Raw genomic sequence first — 21,338 nt, forward strand, 5'->3', positions numbered from 1 at the left:
GGTCGGGCCCCATGACCAGCTCAAAGATCCGTGTCGCTGTCGTGTTCGGCGGGCGCAGCACCGAGCACTCGGTGTCCTGCGTGTCGGCGGCGAGCGTGCTCGCCAACCTGGATCCTGAGCGGTTCGAGGTCGTGCCGGTCGGCGTCACCCGCGAGGGCGCCTGGGTCCTCGGCCCGTCCGACCCCCGCGAGCTGGGCATCCAGGGCCGCACCCTGCCCAGCGTCACCTCGGGCACCGCGCTGACCCTGCCCGCCGACCCGACCGCGGCGAGCCTCGTCGTGCTGGAGCAGGGCCGCGCGGGCGAGGTCCTTTCCGGTGTGGACCTCGTTTTCCCGGTGCTGCACGGCGCTTACGGCGAGGACGGCACCATCCAGGGACTGCTGGAGATGGTGGGCGTGCCCTACGTCGGGCCCGGAGTGCTGGCGAGCGCGGTGGCGATGGACAAGGGCTACACCAAGAAGCTGCTCGCCGCCGAGGGCCTGCCCGTCGGCCGGTATGTCGAGCCGCGCCGCGACCAGGCCACGCTGACCGAGGCCGAGCGCGACCACCTTGGCCTGCCGGTGTTCGTCAAGCCCTCGCGCGCGGGCTCGTCCACCGGCATCACCCGCGTGACGTCCTGGGGCGACCTGGACGCTGCCATCGCGCACGCCCGCGAGATCGACCCGAAGGTGCTGGTCGAGGCGGCCGTCGTCGGCCGCGAGGTCGAGTGCGGCGTCCTGGAGTTCCCGGACGGGAGCGTGCGCGCCTCCCAGCCCGCCGAGGTGCGGCTGGTCGACGGCGTCGACTGGTACGACTTCGACGCCAAGTACCTCGACGACGTGTGCCAGCTCGACATCCCGGCCAAGCTCCCCGACGACGTGGCCGAACGCCTGCGCGCCATGGCCGCCGACGCTTTCCGCGCCCTGGACTGCCAGGGCCTGGCCCGGGTCGACTTCTTCGTCGGCGAGGACGGCGCGCTGACCGTCAACGAGGTCAACACGATGCCCGGCTTCACCCCGACCTCGGCCTACCCGAAGATGTGGGAGGTGTCCGGTGTGGACTACCCGAACCTGTTGGGAGTCCTGATCGACACCGCGTTGGCCCGAGGAACCGGCCTGCGCTAGGGCCGCACTGGCTGCGCGGCCAGGGTCTGGCCGACCACTTCGGACACCGTCTGGAGTGGACCGGTGCCCACCGTCGACGGCAGGGTCAGCGCGACGTAGACGCCCCGGTCGACCGCGAACCACGTCGCCGACCCGTCGCCCTCGATGGGCAGCCACTGCACGCCGGACACCTGCCGCAGCGCCGCGGTCGGCGTCAGCTCCGGGGGCTTGCCCAGGCCGCAGCGCAGCACCACCCGGCTCCCGGCGGCGTCGCCCCAGGCCAGGGCGCCGACCGGGGCCGGTTCGACGATCGGGAGGCGGTCCAGGGTCGAGCCGCCGCTGGGCAGGGTCGCGGGCAGCGCGGCCACCAGCGCGCCGCACTCGGGCGAACCGGCGGCGGGCGCCTCGACCGGCACCAGGCCGACCGGCCCGGACTCGGGGTTGTCCGGGGACTCGGGAAGCAGCCTGCTCGCCACGACGATGCCCACGGCCAGCGCGCCGACGAGGGCGGCGGCGGTGATCACCGCGGCGCGCGACGGGCCGGTCTGGGGCTGGTCGCTCACGCGGCCACCTCACAGGATCGGTGGCCTTCCTCGCGGGCGCGCTGTGTCGGTGATTCGCTCGCAAGCTTGCTCATGCGGCCACCTCACAAGATCGGTGGCCTCGCGCGCCTACGCACTGTGTTGATTGTTCGCTCGCAAGCTCGCTCACGCCCCCACTAGACCACGGCTCAGAGGTGGACTACCGGGCAGGTCAGCGTCCGTGTGATGCCGTCCACGTTCTGGATGCGGGCCACGACGAGCTGGCCGAGCAGGTCGACGTTGTCGGCCTCCGCCCGCACAATGACGTCGTAGGGCCCGGTGACATCCTCCGCGGTGGTGACCCCTGCGATTCCGCCGATCTCGGCCGCGACCGCGGCGGCCTTGCCGACCTCGGTCTGGATAAGGATGTATGCGTGGACCACGGCGCGCCCCTTCGCGGCTAGGAGTCCCCAAGATGTAGGAACGTGTCCAGCAACGTACCCCAGTTGGCGATCCGCGGGGGTTCGACAGAGTTCGGCGATCGGAGGAAGTCGTGAGACCGGACACGCCCCAGGGCGCGGAGACCGTGGCCGACGTGGGTGAGTTCAACCTCATCAGGCGGATCACCGAGAGCAGGCCCCAGCCCAAGAGCACGCTGCTCGGGCCCGGCGACGACGCCGCGGTGGTCGCCGCGTCCGACGGACGGGTCGTGGCCAGCACCGATGTGCTGGTCGAGGGCGTCCACTTCCGGTTCGACTGGTCCAGCCCGGAGCAGGTGGGCCGCAAGGCCGTGGCGGTGAACCTGGCCGACGTCGCGGCGATGGGCGCGGTCCCCACGGCGGTCCTGGTGGGCATCGCCTGCCCGTCGGCGACCGCGGCGGAGGTCGTCGACGAGCTGTCCAAGGGCATGTGGCACGAGGCCACCCGCGCCCGCGTCGGCGTCGTCGGCGGCGACCTCACGGAGTCCGGAAACCTTGTGATTTCGATCACCGCGTTAGGCGACCTGCGGGGCCGCGCGCCGGTCACCCGCGGCGGCGCGATGCCCGGCGACGTGGTCGCGGTGGCCGGTCAGCTTGGCTTCAGCGCGGCCGGTCTCGCGGTCCTCGGGCGCGGTTTCCGCTCCCCGGTCAGCGTTGTCGGCGCGCACCGCTCCCCGGAGCCGCCGTATGCCGCCGGTCCGCAGGCCGCCGACGCCGGGGCCACCGCGATGATCGATGTGTCCGACGGCCTGCTCGCCGACCTCGGGCACATCTGCGCCGCGTCCAATGTGGCGATCGACGTGCGCACCGACCTCATCGAGGTGCACCAGCGGCTGGTCGACGTCGCCTCGGCGCTCGGCGGCGACCCCCGGCACTGGGTCCTCACCGGCGGCGAGGACCACGCCCTCGCCGCCACCTTCCCCGACCCGGCGGGCGTGCCCCCGGGCTGGCGCACCATCGGCACCGTCACCAGGGGCACCGGCGTCACCGTCGACGGCGGCCCGTACGCGGGGCCGACGGGTTGGCAGCACTGGCGCTGAGGCGGCCCGCGATTCACCGGATCGAGTGAGCGACAATCGGGGCGTGCGCATCGAAGTCCGCCGGTACGACCACCCCGACTCGGCCCGGCTCATCGACGAGGTCCAACAGGAGTACGTGATCCGCTACGGCGGCGTGGACGAGACCCCCGTCGACGCCGCCGAGTTCGCCCCGCCCCGGGGCCTGTTCCTCGTCGGCTACCTCGACGGGACCCCGGTCGCCACCGGCGGGTGGCGCGGCCACGACGGCGGCGACGCGGAGATGAAGCGCATGTACGTCACCCCCGCCGTCCGCGGCCGGGGCCTCGCCCGCGCCGTGCTCGCCGAACTCGAACGCACCGCGTACGCCGCGGGCCACCGGCGGCTCATCCTGGAAACGGGCCTGCGGCAGCCGGAGGCCATCGCCCTGTACGAGTCCGCCGGATACACCCCCGTCACCCCGTTCGGCCACTACGCCGACGCCACCGAGGCCTACCACCTCGGAAAGCCGCTCACCCGCGAGGAGATAACGTGCCCGTCTACGCCCTCGGCGACCTGACGCCCGACATCCACCCCGACGCCTACGTCCACCCGGACGCGACCGTCATCGGGAACGTCACCCTGGGCCCGTTCGCGTCGGTGTGGCCGCAGGCGGTCCTGCGCGGCGACTACGGCAGCATCGAGATCGGCGCCCGCACCAGCGTCCAGGACGGCACCGTCGTGCACTGCACCGAGTTACACCCGGTCCGCGTCGGCGCGGACTGCGTCATCGGGCACAACGTCCACATCGAGGGCGCCACCGTCGGCGACCGCTGCATGATCGCCTCGGGCTCGGTGCTGCTCAACGGCTCGGTGGTCGAGGACGGCGCCATCCTCGGCGCGGGCGGCGTGGTGTCGTTCAACGGCTTCATCCCCGCCCGCTCGATGGCCCTGGGCATCCCGGCGAAAGTCCGCGAAGGCCATGTGGTGCCAGAAGACATGACATCGGGGATCGTGGCCAAGTACGTGGAGAACATCGCCGTGTACCGGTCGGGGCTGCGCAGGCTCGGCTGAGTAGGGTTTCTCGGCGTGGCACGACCGTTGACCGAGATCGTCGAATCCGGGTGGGCGCAGGCGCTGGCGCCCGCCGCCGACAAGATCGCCGCGATGGGCGAGTTCCTGCGCGCGGAGATCGCCGCGGGCAGGCGCTACCTGCCCGCGGGCGAGAACGTGTTGCGGGCGTTCAAACAGCCCTTCGCCGATGTCCGCGTCCTGATCGTCGGCCAGGACCCGTATCCCACTCCGGGACACGCGGTCGGCCTGTCGTTCTCGGTGGCCCCCGACGTCCGCCCGATCCCGAAGAGCCTGGTCAACATCTACAAGGAGTACTGCGACGACCTCGGGCACCCGCCGCCGTCCAACGGCGACCTGACGCCGTGGGCGGAAAACGGTGTCCTGCTGCTCAACAGGGCGCTCACCGTCCAGCCGGGCAAGTCGAACTCCCACCAGGGCAAGGGCTGGGAGGACGTCACCGAGCAGGCCATCGGCGCCCTCGCCGCCCGCGGCGGCCCACTGGTGGCGATCCTGTGGGGCCGCAACGCCCGCAACCTGCGCCCCCTGCTCGGCTCGGTCCCGGCCATCGAGTCGGCCCACCCGAGCCCGCTGTCGGCGCACGCGGGCTTCTTCGGCTCCCGCCCGTTCAGCCGCGCCAACGCGCTGCTGGTGGAACAGGGCGCGGAGCCGGTGGACTGGAAGCTCCCCTAGCCCCGCAACATCCCGTCATACGCTTCCCTTAGCCCGGCGGCTTCCGGCAGCCCACGCGCTTCAACAGCGGCGACGACTTCCGCTGCCCGCCAGTGGTTCGAGGGCACGACCCGCCCGGAGTGAAGCGCTTGCGCGGCAGCGTGACAGGCCTCGTCATGCCGGTCGTTCGCCACCAACGTGAGCGCCAGATCCAGATTCGCCGATGCGACCCGCCGCGGCCACTTCCCGTCGCCATCACTGGGCGTCAACCGCGTGATGGTTTCCCGGGCGAACCGCTCAGCCTCCGGGTCGCCGATCCAGGCGAGCGTCGTGGCCAGATAGGCGACGAACTTGGTGGGGTCGTACCGGTAGTGATGCTCCGGCTGCTCCGGCCGTTGAAGCGGCGACACCAGCTTCTCCACCCGCCCGATCACTCGGTAGGCCTCCTGCGGCCGCTTCAACCGCGCCCACGCCCGCCCTTCCTGCGCAGCGGCCTGCACCTCGACTCCACTCCCGACAGGCGCCAACGCCTGCGCGGCATGGGTGAGCCCGATCGCCTCCGCGAACCGCCCTTCGGTGAGCACCCGCCACGCTTGCGTCTCGTAACACCACGCCCGGATTTCGTTGTGCCCCGCGTGCTTCGCCAACCCAGCCGCCACCCGCAGCCGGGCGGTCGCGGCTCCAGCCTGGTTCAGGTCGATATGCGCGGTGGCCGCGAGCAACGACAGCCACGCCCCCACCACCACAAGCCGCTGACGGCCCGCGAGCGTCATGCGGCTATCCAGAAGAGTGTTCACATAGGCGAGGTACATGCGAAGCCGTTCAAGCAGTTCCTCTGGCCGTGCGAGCGGATACGCCATCGCGAGATCGTCAACAACCGACTCCAACTGCGTCAGTGTTTCCTCGCTGACATCGCTGGACGTGACCCGATGCAATAGCTCCAGCGCTGCCAGTTCGTCATCAGTAGCCGGTAGCCGCTTGTGAATCGGCACAGGTGAGTCGTCTGGCAGGAGGGTTTGCAACTCGTCTCGCGTGACGCCCAGAAGCTTGGAGAGCTTGGGAAGAAAGTGTGGGAAGGGAGTGCTGCTGCCTGCTTCCCAACGCCGGACAGTCGAAGGATCGACACCGATCGCCTCGGCAAGCGATTCCTGCGTGTACCCACACGCTCGCCGCGCTTCCGCGAACTCGCGTCGCTTCCCCATCGCGCGCTCACCTCCGGCGTCGCCTTTCGCTCCCAGCGTACTTCATACCGTGTTATCCCTGGTCGCCCTGCTGTTGGCGCGCGGTGTGCCCGCAAGATGCGCGAGGGTCGCACGGTCAATGCCCTGTATCCGGGCGGCCGAGCGCGGGAGGGTCGATGCACACAGCCGACCGATGCCGAGCTGGAGCCAAATCAGATGCCTTGCGTCGACTTCACCGAAACCGAAGCCCTGTCTGTCCTGCCGGAATTGAGTGAATTGTTGGCTGTCCGTCGAGACGGATGGAGATTTCACCTGCTCAGTGCGGACGACCGCCCGCGTGGAGTGGCGGCCAGTCGTGGGCAAGTTGGGCATACCGATGTCGTCGTCATCTTTGATCGAAGTCAGGTGCTGGGGATGCGGGTGGTGCCTGACCCGGATGGTGGGATCGCGTGGTTGAGGCACGGTGGTGGCATCGCCGGGACTGCTCGGGAATTGATCGAATTGCCCGCACCGGGTGAGCCGGAAGCGCCGAAGGTGCTCTTTCCGGTGAGTGCGTTGCTGGCACAGCCTCCTGGCGGGAACCACTCCCGCTCGGCGGCGACGTCCCTGGGTGGTGGGGCGTGAGCGCCACTGACCGGGTTGGGCTGTTGGTTCCGTACGTCGCGACCTGGAGCGGGGAGAGTTGGGCCGACCTTCCGCGTGTGGTGGAACGGCGGGGCGGTGCCGGGATCGCCTATGCCGATGAGATCGTGGCCGATCGGGACAGCGGCGGGGTCCTGTGGGATCGGGTGACGGGCAGGCGGGGATGCGGCAAACCGGAGTTCGCCAAGATCCATCCGTTGCGGCAGCGTCGGGCGATGCGCAGGCTGCTGTGTCAGGTGTGCGGGGGAGGGGCTGAAAACACCTGTCACGGTGTGCTGTGGTTGTTGCGCGACAAGGGTGAGACGTTGCCGGAGGACATGCTGGTCAGCGAGCCACCGATTTGCCGGGCCTGCGCGCACCTGGCTGTGAAGGTCTGTCCGGCGCTGCGGAAGGGGCACGTGCTTCTGCGGGCGGGATCGTTCTCCCTCTACGGGATTGACGGCTTCCGGTACCGCGCTGGACGTCCGCATCCGGTGCCCGTTGACCAGCACGTCGTGGCCTTCACCGATCCCGTGATCCGCTGGACTCTCGCGTCCAAACTTGTCCGTGAACTGGCTGACTACACGCTTCTGGACCTCTGAGTGGTCAGCCGTGGAGGGTCAGGGGAGAGTCGCCCATGCGGCCCGCGAGGAAGTCGTCGAGCAGGGTGGGGAGGGTGGCGGGGACGAGTTTGTCGGGGCACTGGTGGAGTTCGGGGGCCGACCACCAGCGGCGTTCGATGACTCCGGCTTTCTCGTTCTCGGTGGGGGTGCGGGGGAGTTGGGGGGTTGTGGTGTGGGTTCGGCCGAGGAAGACGTGGTCGACGCGGTGGTGGTCGCGGCCCTGGTAGTGGAATCGGGTTTCGCCCACCCACAGTTCGCGGTCCAGGGTCGACAGCGTGAAGCCGGTTTCCTCGGCGACTTCCCGAAGTGCGGCCTCAGTAAGGGTTTCGCCCGCTTCGAGGCCGCCGCCGGGGAGTTCCCACCAGTGGTGGTCGGGTTCCTTGGGGTCGAGGGCGTGGATGAGCAGCACGCGGTCGGCGGGGTCGAGCAGCAGGACGCGCGCGCCGACTCGGGGCGTGGTGGGCATTGGGCGGACGTGTCCTCGCGGTGGGGAGTGGTCGGTGGGCAAGGGGACGCGCCAGGGCTAGGCCTTTTCCAGGTATTCGGCGCGTTCGTCGTCCACCAACTGGCCGACCATGCCTGCCAGGCCGGGGAAAGCGCGGAGGTCGGGGTCGTCGGCGACGAGGGCCTGGGCGACGGCGCGGGCGTTGGCGATGACGTCTTCGTCGCGGAGCAGGGACAGCATCTTCAGGCCGGAGCGGGAGCCGGACTGGGTGGCGCCGAGGATGTCGCCCTCGCGGCGCAGTTCCAAATCCTGGCGGGCCAGTTCGAAGCCGTCGAGGGTGGCGGCGACCGCGTCCAGGCGCTCCCGGGTGGAGGTGCCGCCGATCGCTTCCGTCACCAGGAGGCAGAGGCCGGGCGCGGAGCCTCGGCCGACGCGGCCGCGAAGCTGGTGGAGTTGGCTCATGCCGAAGCGGTCGGCGTCCATGATGACCATGGCCGTCGCGTTGGGGACGTTCACGCCGACCTCGACCACCGTGGTGGCGACCAGGACGTCGATCTCCGCCGCCGCGAACGCCCGCATGACGCGGTCTTTCTCGTCCGTCGCCAACCGGCCGTGCAGGATTCCCACCCGCAGGCCTGCCAACGGACCCTCGGCGAGCATGGGGGCCACGTCGGCGACCGCCAGCGGGGGCCTGCGGCCGTCGTCGCCGCCGCTGGGGGAGTCGGGGGAGTCGGGGGAGTCCTCGTCGCCGATGCGGGGGCAGACGACGTAAGCCTGGTGTCCCTTGGCGACTTCCTCGCGGACCCGCTGCCACACACGGTCGAGCCACGCCGGTTTCTCCGACACGGGAACGACATTCGTGGAAATCGGCGAGCGGCCGGCCGGAAGCTCGCGCAGCGACGAGGTTTCCAGGTCGCCGTAGACGGTCATGGCGACGGTGCGGGGGATCGGCGTCGCGGTCATCACCAGCACATGCGGGCTCACGTTCTCACCCGCCCGCGCGCGCAGGGCGTCGCGCTGCTCGACGCCGAAGCGGTGCTGCTCGTCCACCACGACGAAACCCAGGTCGGCGAAGGAGACCTTGTCCTGGATCAGCGCGTGCGTGCCGACCACGATGCCCGCCGCGCCGCTCACCGCGTCGAGCATCGCCTGTTTGCGTTGGGGCGCCGAGAGGGAACCGGTGAGCAGGGTGACCCGGGTGGCGTTCTCCGCGGCCCCCAACTCTCCAGCTTGCCCGAGGTCGCCCAGCATGTCCGACAGGGACCGGGCGTGCTGGGACGCCAGCACCTCCGTCGGCGCCAGCAGCGCGGCCTGCCTGCCCGAGTCGACCACCTGGAGCATCGCCCGCAGCGCCACGATCGTCTTGCCGGAACCCACTTCGCCCTGGAGCAGCCGGTTCATCGGGTGCTCGCCTGCCAGGTCTTCCGCGACGGCCGCGCCGACCTCCACCTGCCCCTTGGTCAGCGTGAACGGCAGCCGTTTGTCGAACGCGTCCAGGATTCCGCCGTGCTTGGGGGGACACGCGGGCGCGGGCCGGGCCGCGGAAGCCTTGCGGCGCTGGGCGAGCGCGAGCTGCACGGCCAGCGCCTCGTCCCACTTGAGCCGGGTCCGGGCGATCTCCAGGTCGGCCCACTCGGCGGGCCGGTGGATGGCGCGCACCGCCGTGTCGTACTCGACCAGGCCCAGCTTCAGCCGAAGCTCGTCGGGGAACGGGTCCTCGATCTCGTCGAGCATGTCCAGCGTCTGCCGCACGCACTGCGCGATCTGCCAGGACTGGATTTTCGCCGACGCCGGGTAGACCGGGATGAGACCGCCCGCGAACTCTTCCACCGCACCGGTTTCCGCGTCGCCGTCGAGCAGCTGGTAGTCCGGGTTGGCCAGCTGCAGCTTCTGCCGGAACGCGGTGACCTTGCCCGCGAACAGCGCGCTGATGCCCGGTTTGAGCTTGTCCATGTGCCAGGGCTGGTTGAAGAACGCGCAGTCCAGCGACCGCTTGCCGTCGGTCAGGGAAACCTCGATCAGCGTGCCGCGCTTGGTCTTCATCTGCCGCTTGTTGACCGAGACGACCTTCGCCATCACCGTGACGTGCTCGCCGACCTCCAGGCCCGCGATGTCGGTGAGCTGCCCGCGCTCGGCGTACCGGCGCGGGTAGTGGCGCAGCAGGTCACCCGCGGTCTCCAGCTTGAACGCGGCGGCGAGCGCGTCCGCGGACTTCTTGCCCACCACCCGGTCGAGCCGGTCGCTCAGCGCTGCCATCACTCTCCCCGCCGTGCCAAATCTGGACGCCCCGATTATGTCGGCATCCACCGACACCGGCTCACTCCAGGCCGAGCACCACGACCGAGTCGGACTGTCCGCCCCGGTAGACGGCCAGATCGGCGTCTGGCCGCTCGCGGCGCAGGAACTCCGCCAGCGCCTCGGGCACCTCGTCGGGCGCGTCGCGGCCCAGCAGCGCGGTCACCAGCTCCCCGCCCGCGGCCAGCATCCGCTCGACCACCCGGCACGCGGCGCGCGCCAGGGCGGCGGTCGTGGGCGGGCCGGGCTCGATGAGAACCACCTCGCCGTCGGCGAAGCCCAGCACATCCTCGGCGCGGCACGGGCCGATCCAGGTGATCGCGTCCTGCTCGGCGACAACGACTTCGCCGCGCCGGGTCGCCGCGGCGGCCTCGGCCATGGCGACCACGTCGTCGCCCGCGCGCCTGCGCGGATCGTGCACGGCGATCGCGGCCAGCGCCTGCACCGGGGACGCGCACGGCACCACCACGACGTCCTGGCCCGCGGCCACCGCCCGGATCGCGGCCTCGTCGGCGATCGCCATCAGCCCGGCGTCCCCGGGCAGCACGGTCACGTGCGCCGCGCCGGTCCCGGTGATCACCCGCAGCAGGTCGTAGGCCGTCGGCGGCTCGGCGTCGTCGGCCCGCAGCACCGCGACCCCCTCCGCGGCGAACAGCTCGGCCAGCTCGTCGCCGCGCACCGGCGCGACCACAGCGCGGTCCCGGACGAACCGGTCCGCCGTGTCCGACGGCGCGTCCGCGAACCGCGCCACCCTGATCCGCCGCGGCCTGCCCGCCTCGATGCCCGCCTCGATCGCGGCCCCCACGTCGTTGCAGTGCACGTGGACGGTCCACAGCCCGTCCCCGTCGCTGACGACGGACACGCAGTCCCCCAACCCCACCAGCCGCTCGCGCAGCGCGCCCGCCGCGTCCTCGGTGGACTCCCCGAGCAGGTACATGACCTCATAGGCGAACAGGTCCGACCCGGCCTCCCGCGACACCCCGCCCACCGGCTCGTCGTCGTGGACCGCCGCCGCGCCCACCCCAGCGGGCCGCTGCGCCACCACGTCGACCAACGCGTCGAGAAGCACCACGATCCCGCGCCCACCCGCGTCCACCACACCGGCCTCGGCCAGCACCGCGAGCTGCGCCGGGGTCTGCCTCAACGCCTCCGCCGCCGCCTTGGCCGCCGCCCGCGCCACCTCCGGCAACCCCCGGTCGTCCACCGCGGCCGCCGCGTCGAGAACAGTGAGCATCGTCCCCGCCACCGGCCGCGACACCGCCGCCGCCGCGAGCTCAGCCCCCCGCCGCAACGCCGCCCCCAGATCCGGCCCGGTCACCACCGCCCGCTCCCGCAACACCTCGGCCATCCCCCGCAGCACCTGCGAGACGATCACCCCCGAGTTGCCCCGCGCCCCCGCCAGCGCCCCCTTCGCCAACACCCCGAACGCCTGCCCAGCGTGCTCCCCGGCAGGCGCCGCCACCAGCGCGGCCAACGCCGCCCGCAGCGTCGACAGCAGATTCGACCCCGTGTCACCGTCAGCCACCGGAAACACGTTGATCCGGTCGATGGCCGAGCGGTGCGCGTCCAGCGCCCGCACGCACGCCGCGGCCCACCGCCGCACCTCGCCCGCGTCCAGCGCGTTGAGCACAGGCCCTCCACCTCGTCCATCGGTATCGGGGGAGACTAGCGACCCCCGACAGCCCCGGTTTGGAGCACGCTACGGCGACCGGTTACCCTGTGCAGACCGCCCGGGTGTGCCCTGGGCCCTCGTACGTGCGTCCACCCGCATATCGCTTTGTGTGAGTGGACTCCGCCAACCTGAAGGAGTGTCTGACGTGGCTGCCGTGTGCGACGTCTGTGGCAAGGGGCCAGGCTTCGGCAAGTCGGTCTCGCACTCGAACCGGCGCACCAACCGCCGGTGGAACCCGAACATCCAGACTGTGCACGCCCGCCTGGGCGTCTCACAGCGCAAGCGCCTGAACGTGTGCACCTCCTGCCTCAAGGCAGGCAAGGTCGTGCGCGGCTAAGGCCACCTGACAAGCCGCAGACCGGCGTCCGCGTCCCCCAGGGTCGCAGGCGCCGGTTTTGTCATGTCCGGCCCCCAGGACTTCGCCTTTCTCGCGACCACTTTCGGGGGAACACCCCGGCGTGTCGCCCCCCTGCCCCGGCGAGTTATCCACAGGCGCGGCGGCTCTCTTCCCCAGGCTGACCTGCGGCGATAGACTGGAGCGGGGTCAGCCCCCAGGGTGGGTGGGGCTTTGTTGTGGGGGCTTGGGGCGGCGAAAACAGCCGCCAGTGGGTTGTTTGAAGACTTGGTCGGGCAGGTCGAGTGCTCTTGTAGGGCCTGCTCGCGAGCCCACCCACCTTGCCTGCCGCACCTGCCCCTGCCAGGTGCTCTACGGCGCCCGCGCCCTCCCACTCCCGAACCGAACCAATAGGGCGCAACCGGCCAACCGCCCCGCCCAGGCCGCGCCAACCCTGTCACGTGCTCGATGGGCCGGTGCACCAAACCCGAGCACCCGCCAGGCTGAACCGAGGCTCGCCCAGTGCTCGATGGGGTGGAGTGGTTTCTTCGGGGGTGAAGGAAGATCCCTGAACTCGCCGTGGTCGTGGGGCCGAAGGCTCCCCACCCGTCTTTCCCCGCGACGGGATCTTCCTTCGTAGGGGCCCCGAAGAAACCACTCCACCCATCGAGCAACCCCACGAGAGCAACCAACAGGAGCCCCATCGAGCCCCCCGCAGGAACGCCAAAGGGGGCGCCCAGCCGAAGCCAGACGCCCCCAAGAGTCAAGCGACCTACCGGCCAGCGCCAGACTTGGCCGGAGTCCCGTTGGACTGGGCCTTGCCCGCGGTCTCCGTCTTGACCTTGCCCATCGTCTCGGCGAAGTGCTTCTTCGCCTCTTCCAGGATCGCGAACGTGTTCGTGACCTGCTCCGCGACCCGGCGCTCGAAGGCGTCGGCCTTCTCGTGCTTCTCAGTAGCGTCAACCAGTTTGGCCTCGGCGTCGGTGAGCAGCTTCGCCGCGCGCTTCTCTGCGGTTTCCCGCTGAGTGGCAAGCTCGGTTTCGGTCTTCTTGCGTTCGGCGGCCAGGGCGCGCTCGGTTTCGGCCTTCTGGCGTTCGGCGTCGGCGACGAGCTTCGCGGCGGCCTTCTCGGCGGTTTCCCGCTGGGCGGCAAGCTCGGTTTCGGTCTTCTTGCGTTCGGCGGCCAGGGCGCGCTCGGTTTCGGCCTTCTGGCGCTCGGTGTCGGCGACGAGCTTCGCCGCGGCCTTCTCCGCGGTCTCCCGCTGCGCCGCGATCTCGGCGTCGGCCTTGGCGCGGGCGGCGGCGAGGGCCTTCTCCGTGTCGGAGGTCTGGGCGGCGAGGGTGGCTTCGACGTCGGCGGTCTTGTCCGCCAGGGTGCGCTCGACTTCCCGGGTGCGGGCGGTGAGCGAGGTCTCGACCTCTTCGGTTCGCTTGGCCAGGGCGGCTTCCGCGTCGGCGCGCTTGGCGGCGAGTTCGCGGTTGGCCTGGTCTTCGGCGTCGGCGCGCTTGCGGGCGGACTCGGCGTCGAGCTGCTCGCGGACCCGCAGGGCCTCGGCGTCGAGCTGGTCGCGGTGCGCGGCGGCGTCGTCGTAGAGCTGGGCGATGCGCGCCTCGTTCGCCTTGGTCTGGCGTTCGATCTCGGCGCGGGCGTCGGCCATGAGCTTCTTGTGCTCGGCGGCCAGCGTGGCGCGCATGGACTCGTACTCGGAGTCCAGCTCGGCGTGGTTGCGCGTGTAGTCGGCCTCGAGCTGCTTACGCCGCTCTTCGAGGTCGAGGATCATCTTGTCGTGCTTGGCCTTGAGGTCCTTGGCGTAGGCGTTTGCCTCGGCGCGCACGGCCGCGGCCGCCTCGTCCGCCTGGCTCGCCGTCTTCGCCGCGTACGCCTCGGCGTTCAGCCGGGTCTGCGCCGCGTAGTCGTCCGCCGCGGTGCTGGTCGTGCTGGCGTAGGTGTCGGCGTCCTTGCGGGTCGCCGCCGAGTAGGCCTCGGCCTCCGAGCGGGTCGACTTGCCGTACTCGTCGGCCTGCCGCTTGAACTCGGCGATCTCCTCTTCGGCGAGCTGCATCATCAACCGGACGCGCTCGGTCATGCCCTCGGTGCTGTTGGGGTTGGCGCTGATCCGGTTGAGGCGCGTGGTCGTCTCCAGCAGCTGCTGCTGGAGCGAGCCGAGTGACTTGGTCAGCTCGGCGACCTTCGACGCTGCGTCGTCGCGACCCTTGGTCGCATGGCGCAGGTCGTAGGTGAGGCGGGTGACCCGTTCATTCACCTGGCGGGGGTTGTACCCGCGGAGAACGGTGTCGAAGTGCGGAAGACGGTCGGCGGTGGACTCGGCGTCACCAGAGGGCATTGCCTCACTTTAGTATGTCGCTCTCTGGAGTGAACCGAGGGGGATAGGTTAATTCTCTGTATTGAGGTTTGCCCCTGGCGTCCCTCTGTGGGGTGCATTCCCTGGCTGCAACATGCATGCGCGCGCATCCGTCCTCACTGTCGGAATCCCGCGACGACCACCTCCTCTGTGGACACGTCTTGATCTTCGACGACGGGCGTGGCGACGCTCGGTTCCGACTGCCGTCACCGGGCGCGCCGTGCCCGCGGTCGGGCACGGCGTTAACCACATAACCGCCGACAGTTGAACGGAACGGAAAAAGCGGGAGCAACCGACCGCGGTTAACGACCACGCTTCGTCACGATGGCGATCATGACCGTTCCGGGGAGTGCGGCGGTCGAACACGAACCCGTCTCCGGTTATCCGGCCTGCCTGCCGCGCCCGCTATCCCGCGTCCACCCCCGCCGGGGTCCGCGCGGGCCTCGGCCGCGCGTTCCCGTCCTAAGCCGATCGGCCGGTGGTGCGGGTGCGCGGAGCGTGGGATCGTGAGTTCGGCCGGGCGGGCGGCCGCGCGTAAACAGTACGCGCGGACTTGTTCGTATAGCAGGAAAACACCGGCCGCGAGCGAGCGGACCAGGAGAAGTATCGATCAGGATGGCGTCCGTCACGTGGGACGATGCTCCCGACTGGCGAGACATTCACGGTAACCTCCTGCAACCGACTCTGAGGTAGCAGGAGGTAACCGGGCATGTTCCGCAAGGTGCTCGTCGCCAACCGAGGCGAGATCGCCATCCGGGCGTTCCGGGCCGGGTACGAACTCGGCCTCGGCACGGTCGCCGTCTTCCCCTATGAGGACCGCAACTCCCAGCACCGGATGAAGGCCGACGAGGCGTACGAGATCGGTGAGCCCGGCCACCCGGTGCGCGCCTATCTCTCCGTCGAGGAGATCGTCAAGGCCGCCAAGAAGGCAGGCGCCGACGCCGTTTACCCGGGGTACGGCTTCCTGTCCGAGAACCCGGAACTCGCCACGGCGTGCGCCGAGGCGGGGATCACCTTCGTCGGCCCGACGGCCGAGATCCTGGAGCTGACCGGCAACAAGGCGCGGGCCATCGCCGCCGCGCAGGAGGCCGGGCTGCCGGTGCTGCGCTCGTCGCAGCCATCGACCGACGTCGAGGGGCTGCTCGCCGCGGCGGAGGACATCGGCTTCCCGATCTTCGTCAAGGCCGTCGCGGGCGGCGGCGGGCGCGGTATGCGCCGCGTCGAGGAGCCCAAGGCGCTGCGCGAGTCGCTGGAGGCGGCGATGCGCGAGGCCGAGTCCGCCTTCGGCGACGCCACCGTGTTCCTTGAGCAGGCCGTGCTCGACCCACGCCACATCGAGGTGCAGATCCTCGCCGACGGCGAGGGCAACGTGATCCACCTCTACGAGCGGGACTGCTCTCTGCAGCGCCGCCACCAGAAGGTCATCGAGATCGCGCCCGCGCCGAACCTGCCCGCCGAGCTGCGCGACCGAATCTGCGCCGACGCGGTGAAGTTCGCCCGGCACATCGGCTACCGCAACGCGGGCACCGTCGAGTTCCTGCTCGACACCCGGGGCAACCACGTGTTCATCGAGATGAACCCGCGCATCCAGGTCGAGCACACGGTGACCGAGGAGGTCACCGACGTCGACCTCGTGCAGTCGCAGCTGCGCATCGCGGGCGGCGAGACACTGGCCGACCTCGGACTGAGCCAGGACGACATCTACCTGCGCGGCGCCGCCCTGCAGTGCCGCATCACCACCGAGGACCCGGCCAACGGGTTCCGCCCCGACACCGGCATGATCAGCGCCTACCGCTCCCCGGGCGGCAGCGGCATCCGGCTCGACGGCGGCACCGCCGCGGGCGCCGAGGTCAGCGCGCACTTCGACTCCATGCTGGTCAAGCTGACCTGCCGGGGCCGCGACTTCACCGCGGCCGTGCGCAGGGCGAGGCGGGCCGTCGCGGAGTTCCGCATCCGCGGCGTCGCGTCGAACATCCCGTTCCTGCAGGCCGTCCTGGTCGACCCCGACTTCGTCGAGGGCCGGGTCACCACGGCGTTCATCGAGCAGCGCCCGCATCTGCTGACCGCGCGGCACTCCGCCGACCGCGGCACCCGCCTGCTGACCTACCTCGCCGACGTGACGGTGAACAAGCCGCACGGCGACCGGCCGAAGGTGATCGACCCGCGCGAGAAGCTGCCCCCGATCGACTTGGCCGCCGAGCCGCCCGCGGGCACCAAGCAGAAGCTGGTCGAACTCGGCCCGGAGGGCTTCGCCCGCTGGACGCGTGAGAACAACCGGGTCGGGGTCACCGACACCACCTTCCGCGACGCGCACCAGTCGCTGCTGGCCACCCGGGTGCGCACCAAGGACCTGCTCGCCGTCGCCCCGCACGTCGCGCGGACGACCTCGGAGCTGTTCTCGGTGGAGTGCTGGGGCGGCGCGACCTACGACGTGGCGCTGCGCTTCCTCGCCGAGGACCCGTGGGAGCGGCTGGCCGCGCTGCGCGAGGCGGTGCCGAACATCTGTCTGCAGATGCTCCTGCGCGGCCGCAACACCGTCGGCTACACCCCGTACCCGACGGAGGTGACCGACGCGTTCGTCAAGGAGGCGACGGCCACCGGCATCGACATCTTCCGGATCTTCGACGCCCTCAACGACGTCGAGCAGATGCGGCCCGCGATCGAGGCCGTGCGCGAGACCGGGAAGGCCGTCGCCGAGGTCGCCCTCTGCTACACCGCCGACCTGTCCGACCCGGCCGAGAAGCTCTACACCCTCGACTACTACCTGCGGCTGGCCGAGCAGATCGTCAACGCGGGCGCGCACGTGCTCGCGGTGAAGGACATGGCTGGCCTGCTGCGCCCGCCCGCGGCCGCGAAGCTGATCACGGCGCTGCGCCGGGAGTTCGACCTCCCGGTCCACCTGCACACCCACGACACCGCCGGTGGCCAGCTCGCGACCTACCTCGCGGCCATCCAGTCCGGTGTGGACGCCGTGGACGGCGCGGTCGCGTCGATGTCGGGCACCACGTCGCAGCCGTCGCTGTCGGCGATCGTGGCCGCCACCGACCACAGCGAGCGCGAGACCGGCCTGTCGCTGCAGGCGGTGTCGGACCTGGAGCCGTACTGGGAGATCGTGCGCCGGGTCTACCGGCCGTTCGAGGCGGGCCTCCCGTCGCCGACGGGTCGGGTCTACCACCACGAGATCCCCGGCGGACAGCTGTCGAACCTGCGCACCCAGGCCGTCGCCCTCGGCCTCGGCGACCGGTTCGAGGAGATCGAGACCATGTACGCCGCCGCCGACCGGATGCTCGGGCGGCTGGTGAAGGTCACGCCGTCGTCCAAGGTCGTCGGCGACCTCGCCCTGCACCTGGTCGGCGCGGGCGTCGACCCCAAGGAGTTCGAGACCGAGCCGGGCCGCTTCGACGTGCCCGACTCGGTGATCGGCTTCCTGCACGGCGAGCTCGGCGACCCGGCGGGCGGCTGGCCGGAGCCCTTCCGCAGCAAGGCCCTCAAGGGCCGGGCGGCTCCCAAGGGCGTCGCGGAGCTGACCGAGGACGACCGCAAGGGCCTGGCGACGGCGCGCCGCGCGACCCTCAACCGGCTGCTGTTCCCCGGTCCCACCCGGGAGTTCCAGGCCCACCGCGACCAGTTCGGCGACACCAGCGTGCTGGCCAGCAAGGACTTCTTCTTCGGCCTGCAGCAGGGCAAGGAGTACGCGGTCTCGCTGGACAAGGGCGTCACGCTGCTCATCGAGCTGGAAGCCATCGGCGAGGCGGACGAGCGCGGTATGCGCACGGTCATGGCCACGCTCAACGGCCAGCTCCGCCCGATCCAGGTGCGCGACCGCTCGGTCGCCTCGGCGCTGCCCGCGGCGGAGAAGGCCGACCGCGCCAACAACAGCCACGTCGCCGCCCCGTTCGCGGGCGTGGTCACCCTCGCGGTCGCCGAGGGCGACGAGGTCGAGGCGGGCGCGACCGTGGCCACCATCGAGGCCATGAAGATGGAGGCCGCGATCACCGCGCCCAAGGCGGGCAAGGTGTCCCGGCTGGCGATCGGCTCGGTGCAGCAGGTCGAGGGCGGCGACCTCCTGGTCGTGCTCGACTGAGTGCTTTCGCTCCGGTTTGCGACCCGAGGGCCCGTTTCCACAGTGGAAACGGGCCCTCGGGCTATTAGTGGGATCTAAACCACATGGACTACTCCGTGAGTGCGTGCGGTGGCGGTCGGTTGTCGCCGATATCTCCGCGAAAGTACGTACACCGCAAGCCTTTTCGGTGAAGATCGGCAAAGAAACCGCAGGTCAGAGCCGTGCGGAGGGTATTGATCGTGGATTGGCGGCGCGGCGGAAGTAGACAATCTCGACCCTGGGGGGCGGGGCCGTCCGCTCCCAGCCCGCGAACGTGCCACCTGGGGGTGGGCTGGGCGACGGGCGGCCCCGGGGCAACCCGCCTTAGGGTGACCGGGTGGTCCCAGGAGGGGAGAGAGTCGGCAACCTGCCCGTCCCGGTCTCGGCGTTCGTCGGCCGGGCCGCCGAGCTGCGCTCGATTCCCGCCCGACTGCGGGAAACCCGGATGCTCACCATCCACGGACCCGGCGGCGTCGGCAAGACGCAGCTCGCGCTGCGGCTGGGCCGCCACCTCGCCGAGGACAACCCCGGCGGCCTCTGGTTCGCCGACCTCACCGCCGTCAGCGACCCGGCCCTGCTGGTCACCCACGTGGCCGACGCCGTCGGCGTGCGCGACCAGTCCGCCCGCCCGGTCCTGGACTCCCTGGTCGACTTCTTCCGCGACCGGCCCGCGCTGCTGGTCCTCGACAACTGCGAGCACGTCGCCGCCGCCGTCGCCGACCTCGCGACCGTCCTGCTCGACGCCGCGCCCCGGCTGCGCGTGGTCGCCACCAGCAGGCTCGCGCCGCTGCACATCCCCGACGAGCGGCTGCACCGGCTCGACCCGCTGCCGGTGCCGCCCGACCAGCGGACCACCCTGGACGACGTGCTGGCCAACGACGCCGTCCGGCTCCTGCTCGACCGCGCGGCGGCGGCCACCCCGTCCTTCGAGGTCACCGCGGACAACCAGGACGACGTCGTGCGGCTGGTCCGCAGGCTCGACGGCCTGCCGCTGGCCATCACCCTGGCCGCGGCGCGGCTGCGCACGCTGACCGTGACCCAGCTCGTCGACCGGCTCGACCGCGCCTTCTCCGTGCTGGCGGCGGACACCCGCGCCCTCGCCCCGCACCACCGCACGCTCTCCGCGGTCATCGACTGGAGCCACCAGCTCTGCGACGAGGACGAACGGCTGGTCTGGGAGCGCTGCTCGGTGTTCGAGGCCGGTTTCGACCTCGACGCCGCCGAAGCGGTGTGCGCGGGCGGCCCGATCGCCCGCGAGCAGGTGCTCGACCTGGTCGACGGCCTCATCCAGAAGTCGATCCTGGTCGTCGGCGCCGACGGCAACCTCGCCCGCTACCGGATGATGGAAACCACCCGCCAGTACGGCGCAGCGCGGCTGGCCGAACGCGGCGAGACCGACGCCGTCCGCGAACGGCACCTGGCCCACTACCACGGGCTCACCAGCCTCGCGGTGCGCCAGTGGTTCGCCCCCGGGCAGCGGGAACTGGACTGGCTGCGCCGCGTCCAAGCCGAACTCCCCAACGTCCGCGCCGCCATGCAGCACGCCGCCGACGCGGGCGGCGACCACGCCATCACGGGCCTGGGCATCGCGGTGAGCCTGGGCGCGCTGCGCATCTGGTTCTTCCGCGGCCCCTTCCGCGAGGGCTACTACTGGCTGCGCCGCCTCCTCGACGCGCAGCCGTCCTGTTCGCCGCGCGAGTTGCGGGTGGAGGCGCTCGCCAGGGCCTGCTGGATCGCGGTGTGCATGGGCGACCACGCCCGCGCCGACGCCGCCATCGCCGAATGCCGCGCCCTCGACCCCAACCACCCCGCGGTCGTGGTGGTCGAGGGCTGTCGGCGGATGATCATCCACAGCGACTCAGCCGCCGTCCACCAACTCGCCAGAGCCCGCCGCGCGCTCATCGCGGCGGGCAACATCGGCGACGGCCACATGGCCGGGATGCTCTGGGGCATGGCCCTGGCCTTCTTCGGCACCCCCGCCGAGTCGCAGCAGGTGAGCCGCGAGATAGACGAGGAAGCCCGCTCCCACCGCGCGCTGTGGGCGCTCACGTGGACCAGGTGGGTGCGCGGCCTCACCGAACTGCGGTACGGCTCCCCGGTGGCCGCGGTCGCCCTGTTCCGGGAATCACTCGCCCAACAGGTCGACCTGGCCGACAACTGGGGCTCGGCGTGGAGCGCCCACGGCGTCGCCTGGGCCCTGGCCGCCGCGGGCAAGACCACCGACGCCGCCCGCATCCTCGGCGCCGTCCGCACCCTGCGCGTCGTCACCGGCATCCAGATCGCCAACCTCGGCCCCTTCGGCGACCAACACGTCGCGACCGAGCGAACCTGCCTGCGCGCCCTGGGCACCGAGGCCTACCGAGCGGCCTTCGAGAAAGGCGCGGCCCTGTCGGTTTCCGACGGCTACGCCCTGGCCTTGGGCATGGACCTCCCCGACCCCACCCCCGACCCCTGGCACCCCCTCACCGCCCGCGAACGCGAGGTCGCCGAACTCGCGGCCGAGGGCCTGAGCAACCGCGAGATCGCCGAGAAGCTGAACATCGGCATCCGCACGGTGGAGACCCACGTCCGCAGGCTGCTGCCCAAACTCGGCCTCCGCCGCCGCGCCCAACTGGGCCACTGGGCCGCCAAAGCCGCGGCCTTCCCACCTTCCTGACCCGCACTACACGCTTCGGCCGGCTTTCCGCAGCCGCCCATCCACATAGCCCCGAGTCATCCACAGCTTTCGCGGCCCCCTTCTCTTGGCCTTCATCGCCGATAGACTGGAGCGGGGCGGCCCCCCGGGGAGGGTGGGGTTTGCCGTCGCGCGCGAGGGCGACCAAATCCGACAGCTTGGGCAATCGCGGCTACTGGAACACCCCCCGCGTGCGCGGGGAAGACGTC

General features: G+C 71.1%; 17 protein-coding genes and 1 CRISPR repeat array (1 of these 18 cut by a window edge). Of the genes, 10 read left to right on the plus strand and 7 right to left on the minus strand.

The annotated features are described in order from the left end of the window. The first annotated feature begins 11 nt into the window (after positions 1-11). Positions 12-1,103 carry a D-alanine--D-alanine ligase family protein gene (locus tag BLS56_RS08925; RefSeq protein ID WP_091449494.1) on the plus strand — a complete coding sequence of 364 codons (1,092 nt, stop codon included), beginning with the start codon at positions 12-14 and terminating at the stop codon, positions 1,101-1,103. On the opposite strand, the gene BLS56_RS08930 is transcribed toward BLS56_RS08925, so the two are convergent. Both BLS56_RS08930 and BLS56_RS08935 read right to left on the minus strand, forming a co-directional pair. After that, on the minus strand, positions 1,100-1,645 hold the full coding sequence (locus BLS56_RS08930) for a DUF3515 domain-containing protein (protein ID WP_091449495.1): 546 nt from the start codon (positions 1,643-1,645) through the stop codon (positions 1,100-1,102). The two genes, BLS56_RS08925 and BLS56_RS08930, sit on opposite strands and share 4 nt — an antisense overlap. 167 nt (positions 1,646-1,812) lie before the next feature. After that, entirely contained in the window at positions 1,813-2,046 is a 234-nt protein-coding gene (locus tag BLS56_RS08935) for an Lrp/AsnC ligand binding domain-containing protein (protein WP_091449496.1), read from the minus strand. Positions 2,047-2,156: 110 nt separating this feature from the next. Here BLS56_RS08935 and BLS56_RS08940 point away from each other — a divergent pair, with 110 nt between their 5' ends. Genes BLS56_RS08940 through BLS56_RS08955 form a run of 4 tightly spaced genes read left to right on the plus strand, consistent with a single transcriptional unit; the run spans position 2,157 to position 4,841 of the window. Next, positions 2,157-3,122, plus strand: a complete 966-nt coding sequence (locus tag BLS56_RS08940; RefSeq protein WP_091449497.1) for a thiamine-phosphate kinase — start codon at positions 2,157-2,159, stop codon at positions 3,120-3,122. A 43-nt stretch (positions 3,123-3,165) separates the two neighbouring features. Beyond that, positions 3,166-3,657: a GNAT family N-acetyltransferase gene (locus BLS56_RS08945; RefSeq protein WP_091449678.1), complete on the plus strand. Its 492-nt coding sequence runs from the start codon at positions 3,166-3,168 to the stop codon at positions 3,655-3,657. Further along, positions 3,630-4,151: a gamma carbonic anhydrase family protein gene (locus BLS56_RS08950; RefSeq protein ID WP_091449498.1), complete on the plus strand. Its 522-nt coding sequence runs from the start codon at positions 3,630-3,632 to the stop codon at positions 4,149-4,151. Before BLS56_RS08945 ends, BLS56_RS08950 begins: the two co-directional genes overlap by 28 nt. A 15-nt stretch (positions 4,152-4,166) precedes the next feature. Further along, positions 4,167-4,841: a uracil-DNA glycosylase gene (locus BLS56_RS08955; RefSeq protein ID WP_091449499.1), complete on the plus strand. Its 675-nt coding sequence runs from the start codon at positions 4,167-4,169 to the stop codon at positions 4,839-4,841. Here BLS56_RS08955 and BLS56_RS08960 read toward each other — a convergent pair. Further along, on the minus strand, positions 4,838-6,022 hold the full coding sequence (locus BLS56_RS08960; protein ID WP_091449500.1) for a transcriptional regulator: 1,185 nt from the start codon (positions 6,020-6,022) through the stop codon (positions 4,838-4,840). The genes BLS56_RS08955 and BLS56_RS08960 overlap by 4 nt on opposite strands. A 96-nt stretch (positions 6,023-6,118) precedes the next feature. On the opposite strand from BLS56_RS08960, the gene BLS56_RS30515 reads away from it, so the two are divergent. Both BLS56_RS30515 and BLS56_RS08965 read left to right on the plus strand, forming a co-directional pair. Beyond that, a complete protein-coding gene (locus tag BLS56_RS30515) occupies positions 6,119-6,625 on the plus strand; it encodes a hypothetical protein (RefSeq protein ID WP_139190575.1) in 507 nt (168 codons plus the stop codon). Further along, complete coding sequence (locus BLS56_RS08965) at positions 6,622-7,224, plus strand: hypothetical protein (RefSeq protein WP_091449501.1); 603 nt, start codon at positions 6,622-6,624, stop codon at positions 7,222-7,224. The genes BLS56_RS30515 and BLS56_RS08965 overlap by 4 nt, the downstream gene beginning before the upstream one ends. A gap of 4 nt (positions 7,225-7,228) precedes the next feature. Here BLS56_RS08965 and BLS56_RS08970 read toward each other — a convergent pair whose 3' ends face one another. The 3 genes from BLS56_RS08970 to BLS56_RS08980 all read right to left on the minus strand — a co-directional run bounded on the left by BLS56_RS08970 (position 7,229) and on the right by BLS56_RS08980 (position 11,615). Beyond that, entirely contained in the window at positions 7,229-7,711 is a 483-nt protein-coding gene (locus BLS56_RS08970) for an NUDIX hydrolase (RefSeq protein WP_091449502.1), read from the minus strand. 57 nt (positions 7,712-7,768) lie between these two features. After that, entirely contained in the window at positions 7,769-9,946 is a 2,178-nt protein-coding gene (gene recG, locus BLS56_RS08975; RefSeq protein WP_091449503.1) for an ATP-dependent DNA helicase RecG, read from the minus strand. A gap of 61 nt (positions 9,947-10,007) precedes the next feature. Next, positions 10,008-11,615: a DAK2 domain-containing protein gene (locus tag BLS56_RS08980; protein WP_091449504.1), complete on the minus strand. Its 1,608-nt coding sequence runs from the start codon at positions 11,613-11,615 to the stop codon at positions 10,008-10,010. Between the two features lie 187 nt (positions 11,616-11,802). On the opposite strand from BLS56_RS08980, the gene rpmB reads away from it, so the two are divergent. After that, positions 11,803-11,994, plus strand: coding sequence for a 50S ribosomal protein L28 (rpmB, locus tag BLS56_RS08985; protein WP_091449505.1), 192 nt, complete (start codon positions 11,803-11,805; stop codon positions 11,992-11,994). Positions 11,995-12,763: 769 nt separating this feature from the next. On the opposite strand, the gene BLS56_RS08990 is transcribed toward rpmB, so the two are convergent. Then, entirely contained in the window at positions 12,764-14,335 is a 1,572-nt protein-coding gene (locus BLS56_RS08990) for a hypothetical protein (RefSeq protein WP_091449506.1), read from the minus strand. Between the two features lie 727 nt (positions 14,336-15,062). On the opposite strand from BLS56_RS08990, the gene BLS56_RS08995 reads away from it, so the two are divergent. After that, the gene (locus BLS56_RS08995; RefSeq protein WP_091449507.1) at positions 15,063-18,437 is read left to right on the plus strand and encodes a pyruvate carboxylase; all 3,375 of its coding nucleotides are present in this window, start codon (positions 15,063-15,065) and stop codon (positions 18,435-18,437) included. A 355-nt stretch (positions 18,438-18,792) separates the two neighbouring features. Beyond that, entirely contained in the window at positions 18,793-21,111 is a 2,319-nt protein-coding gene (locus tag BLS56_RS09000) for an ATP-binding protein (RefSeq protein WP_091449508.1), read from the plus strand. A gap of 196 nt (positions 21,112-21,307) precedes the next feature. Next, positions 21,308-21,338: direct repeats of the CRISPR family, unit length 28 nt (it continues 364 nt past the right edge of the window).

The sequence above is a fragment of the Actinokineospora iranica genome (assembly GCF_900101685.1).
GTDB lineage: Bacteria > Actinomycetota > Actinomycetes > Mycobacteriales > Pseudonocardiaceae > Actinokineospora > Actinokineospora iranica.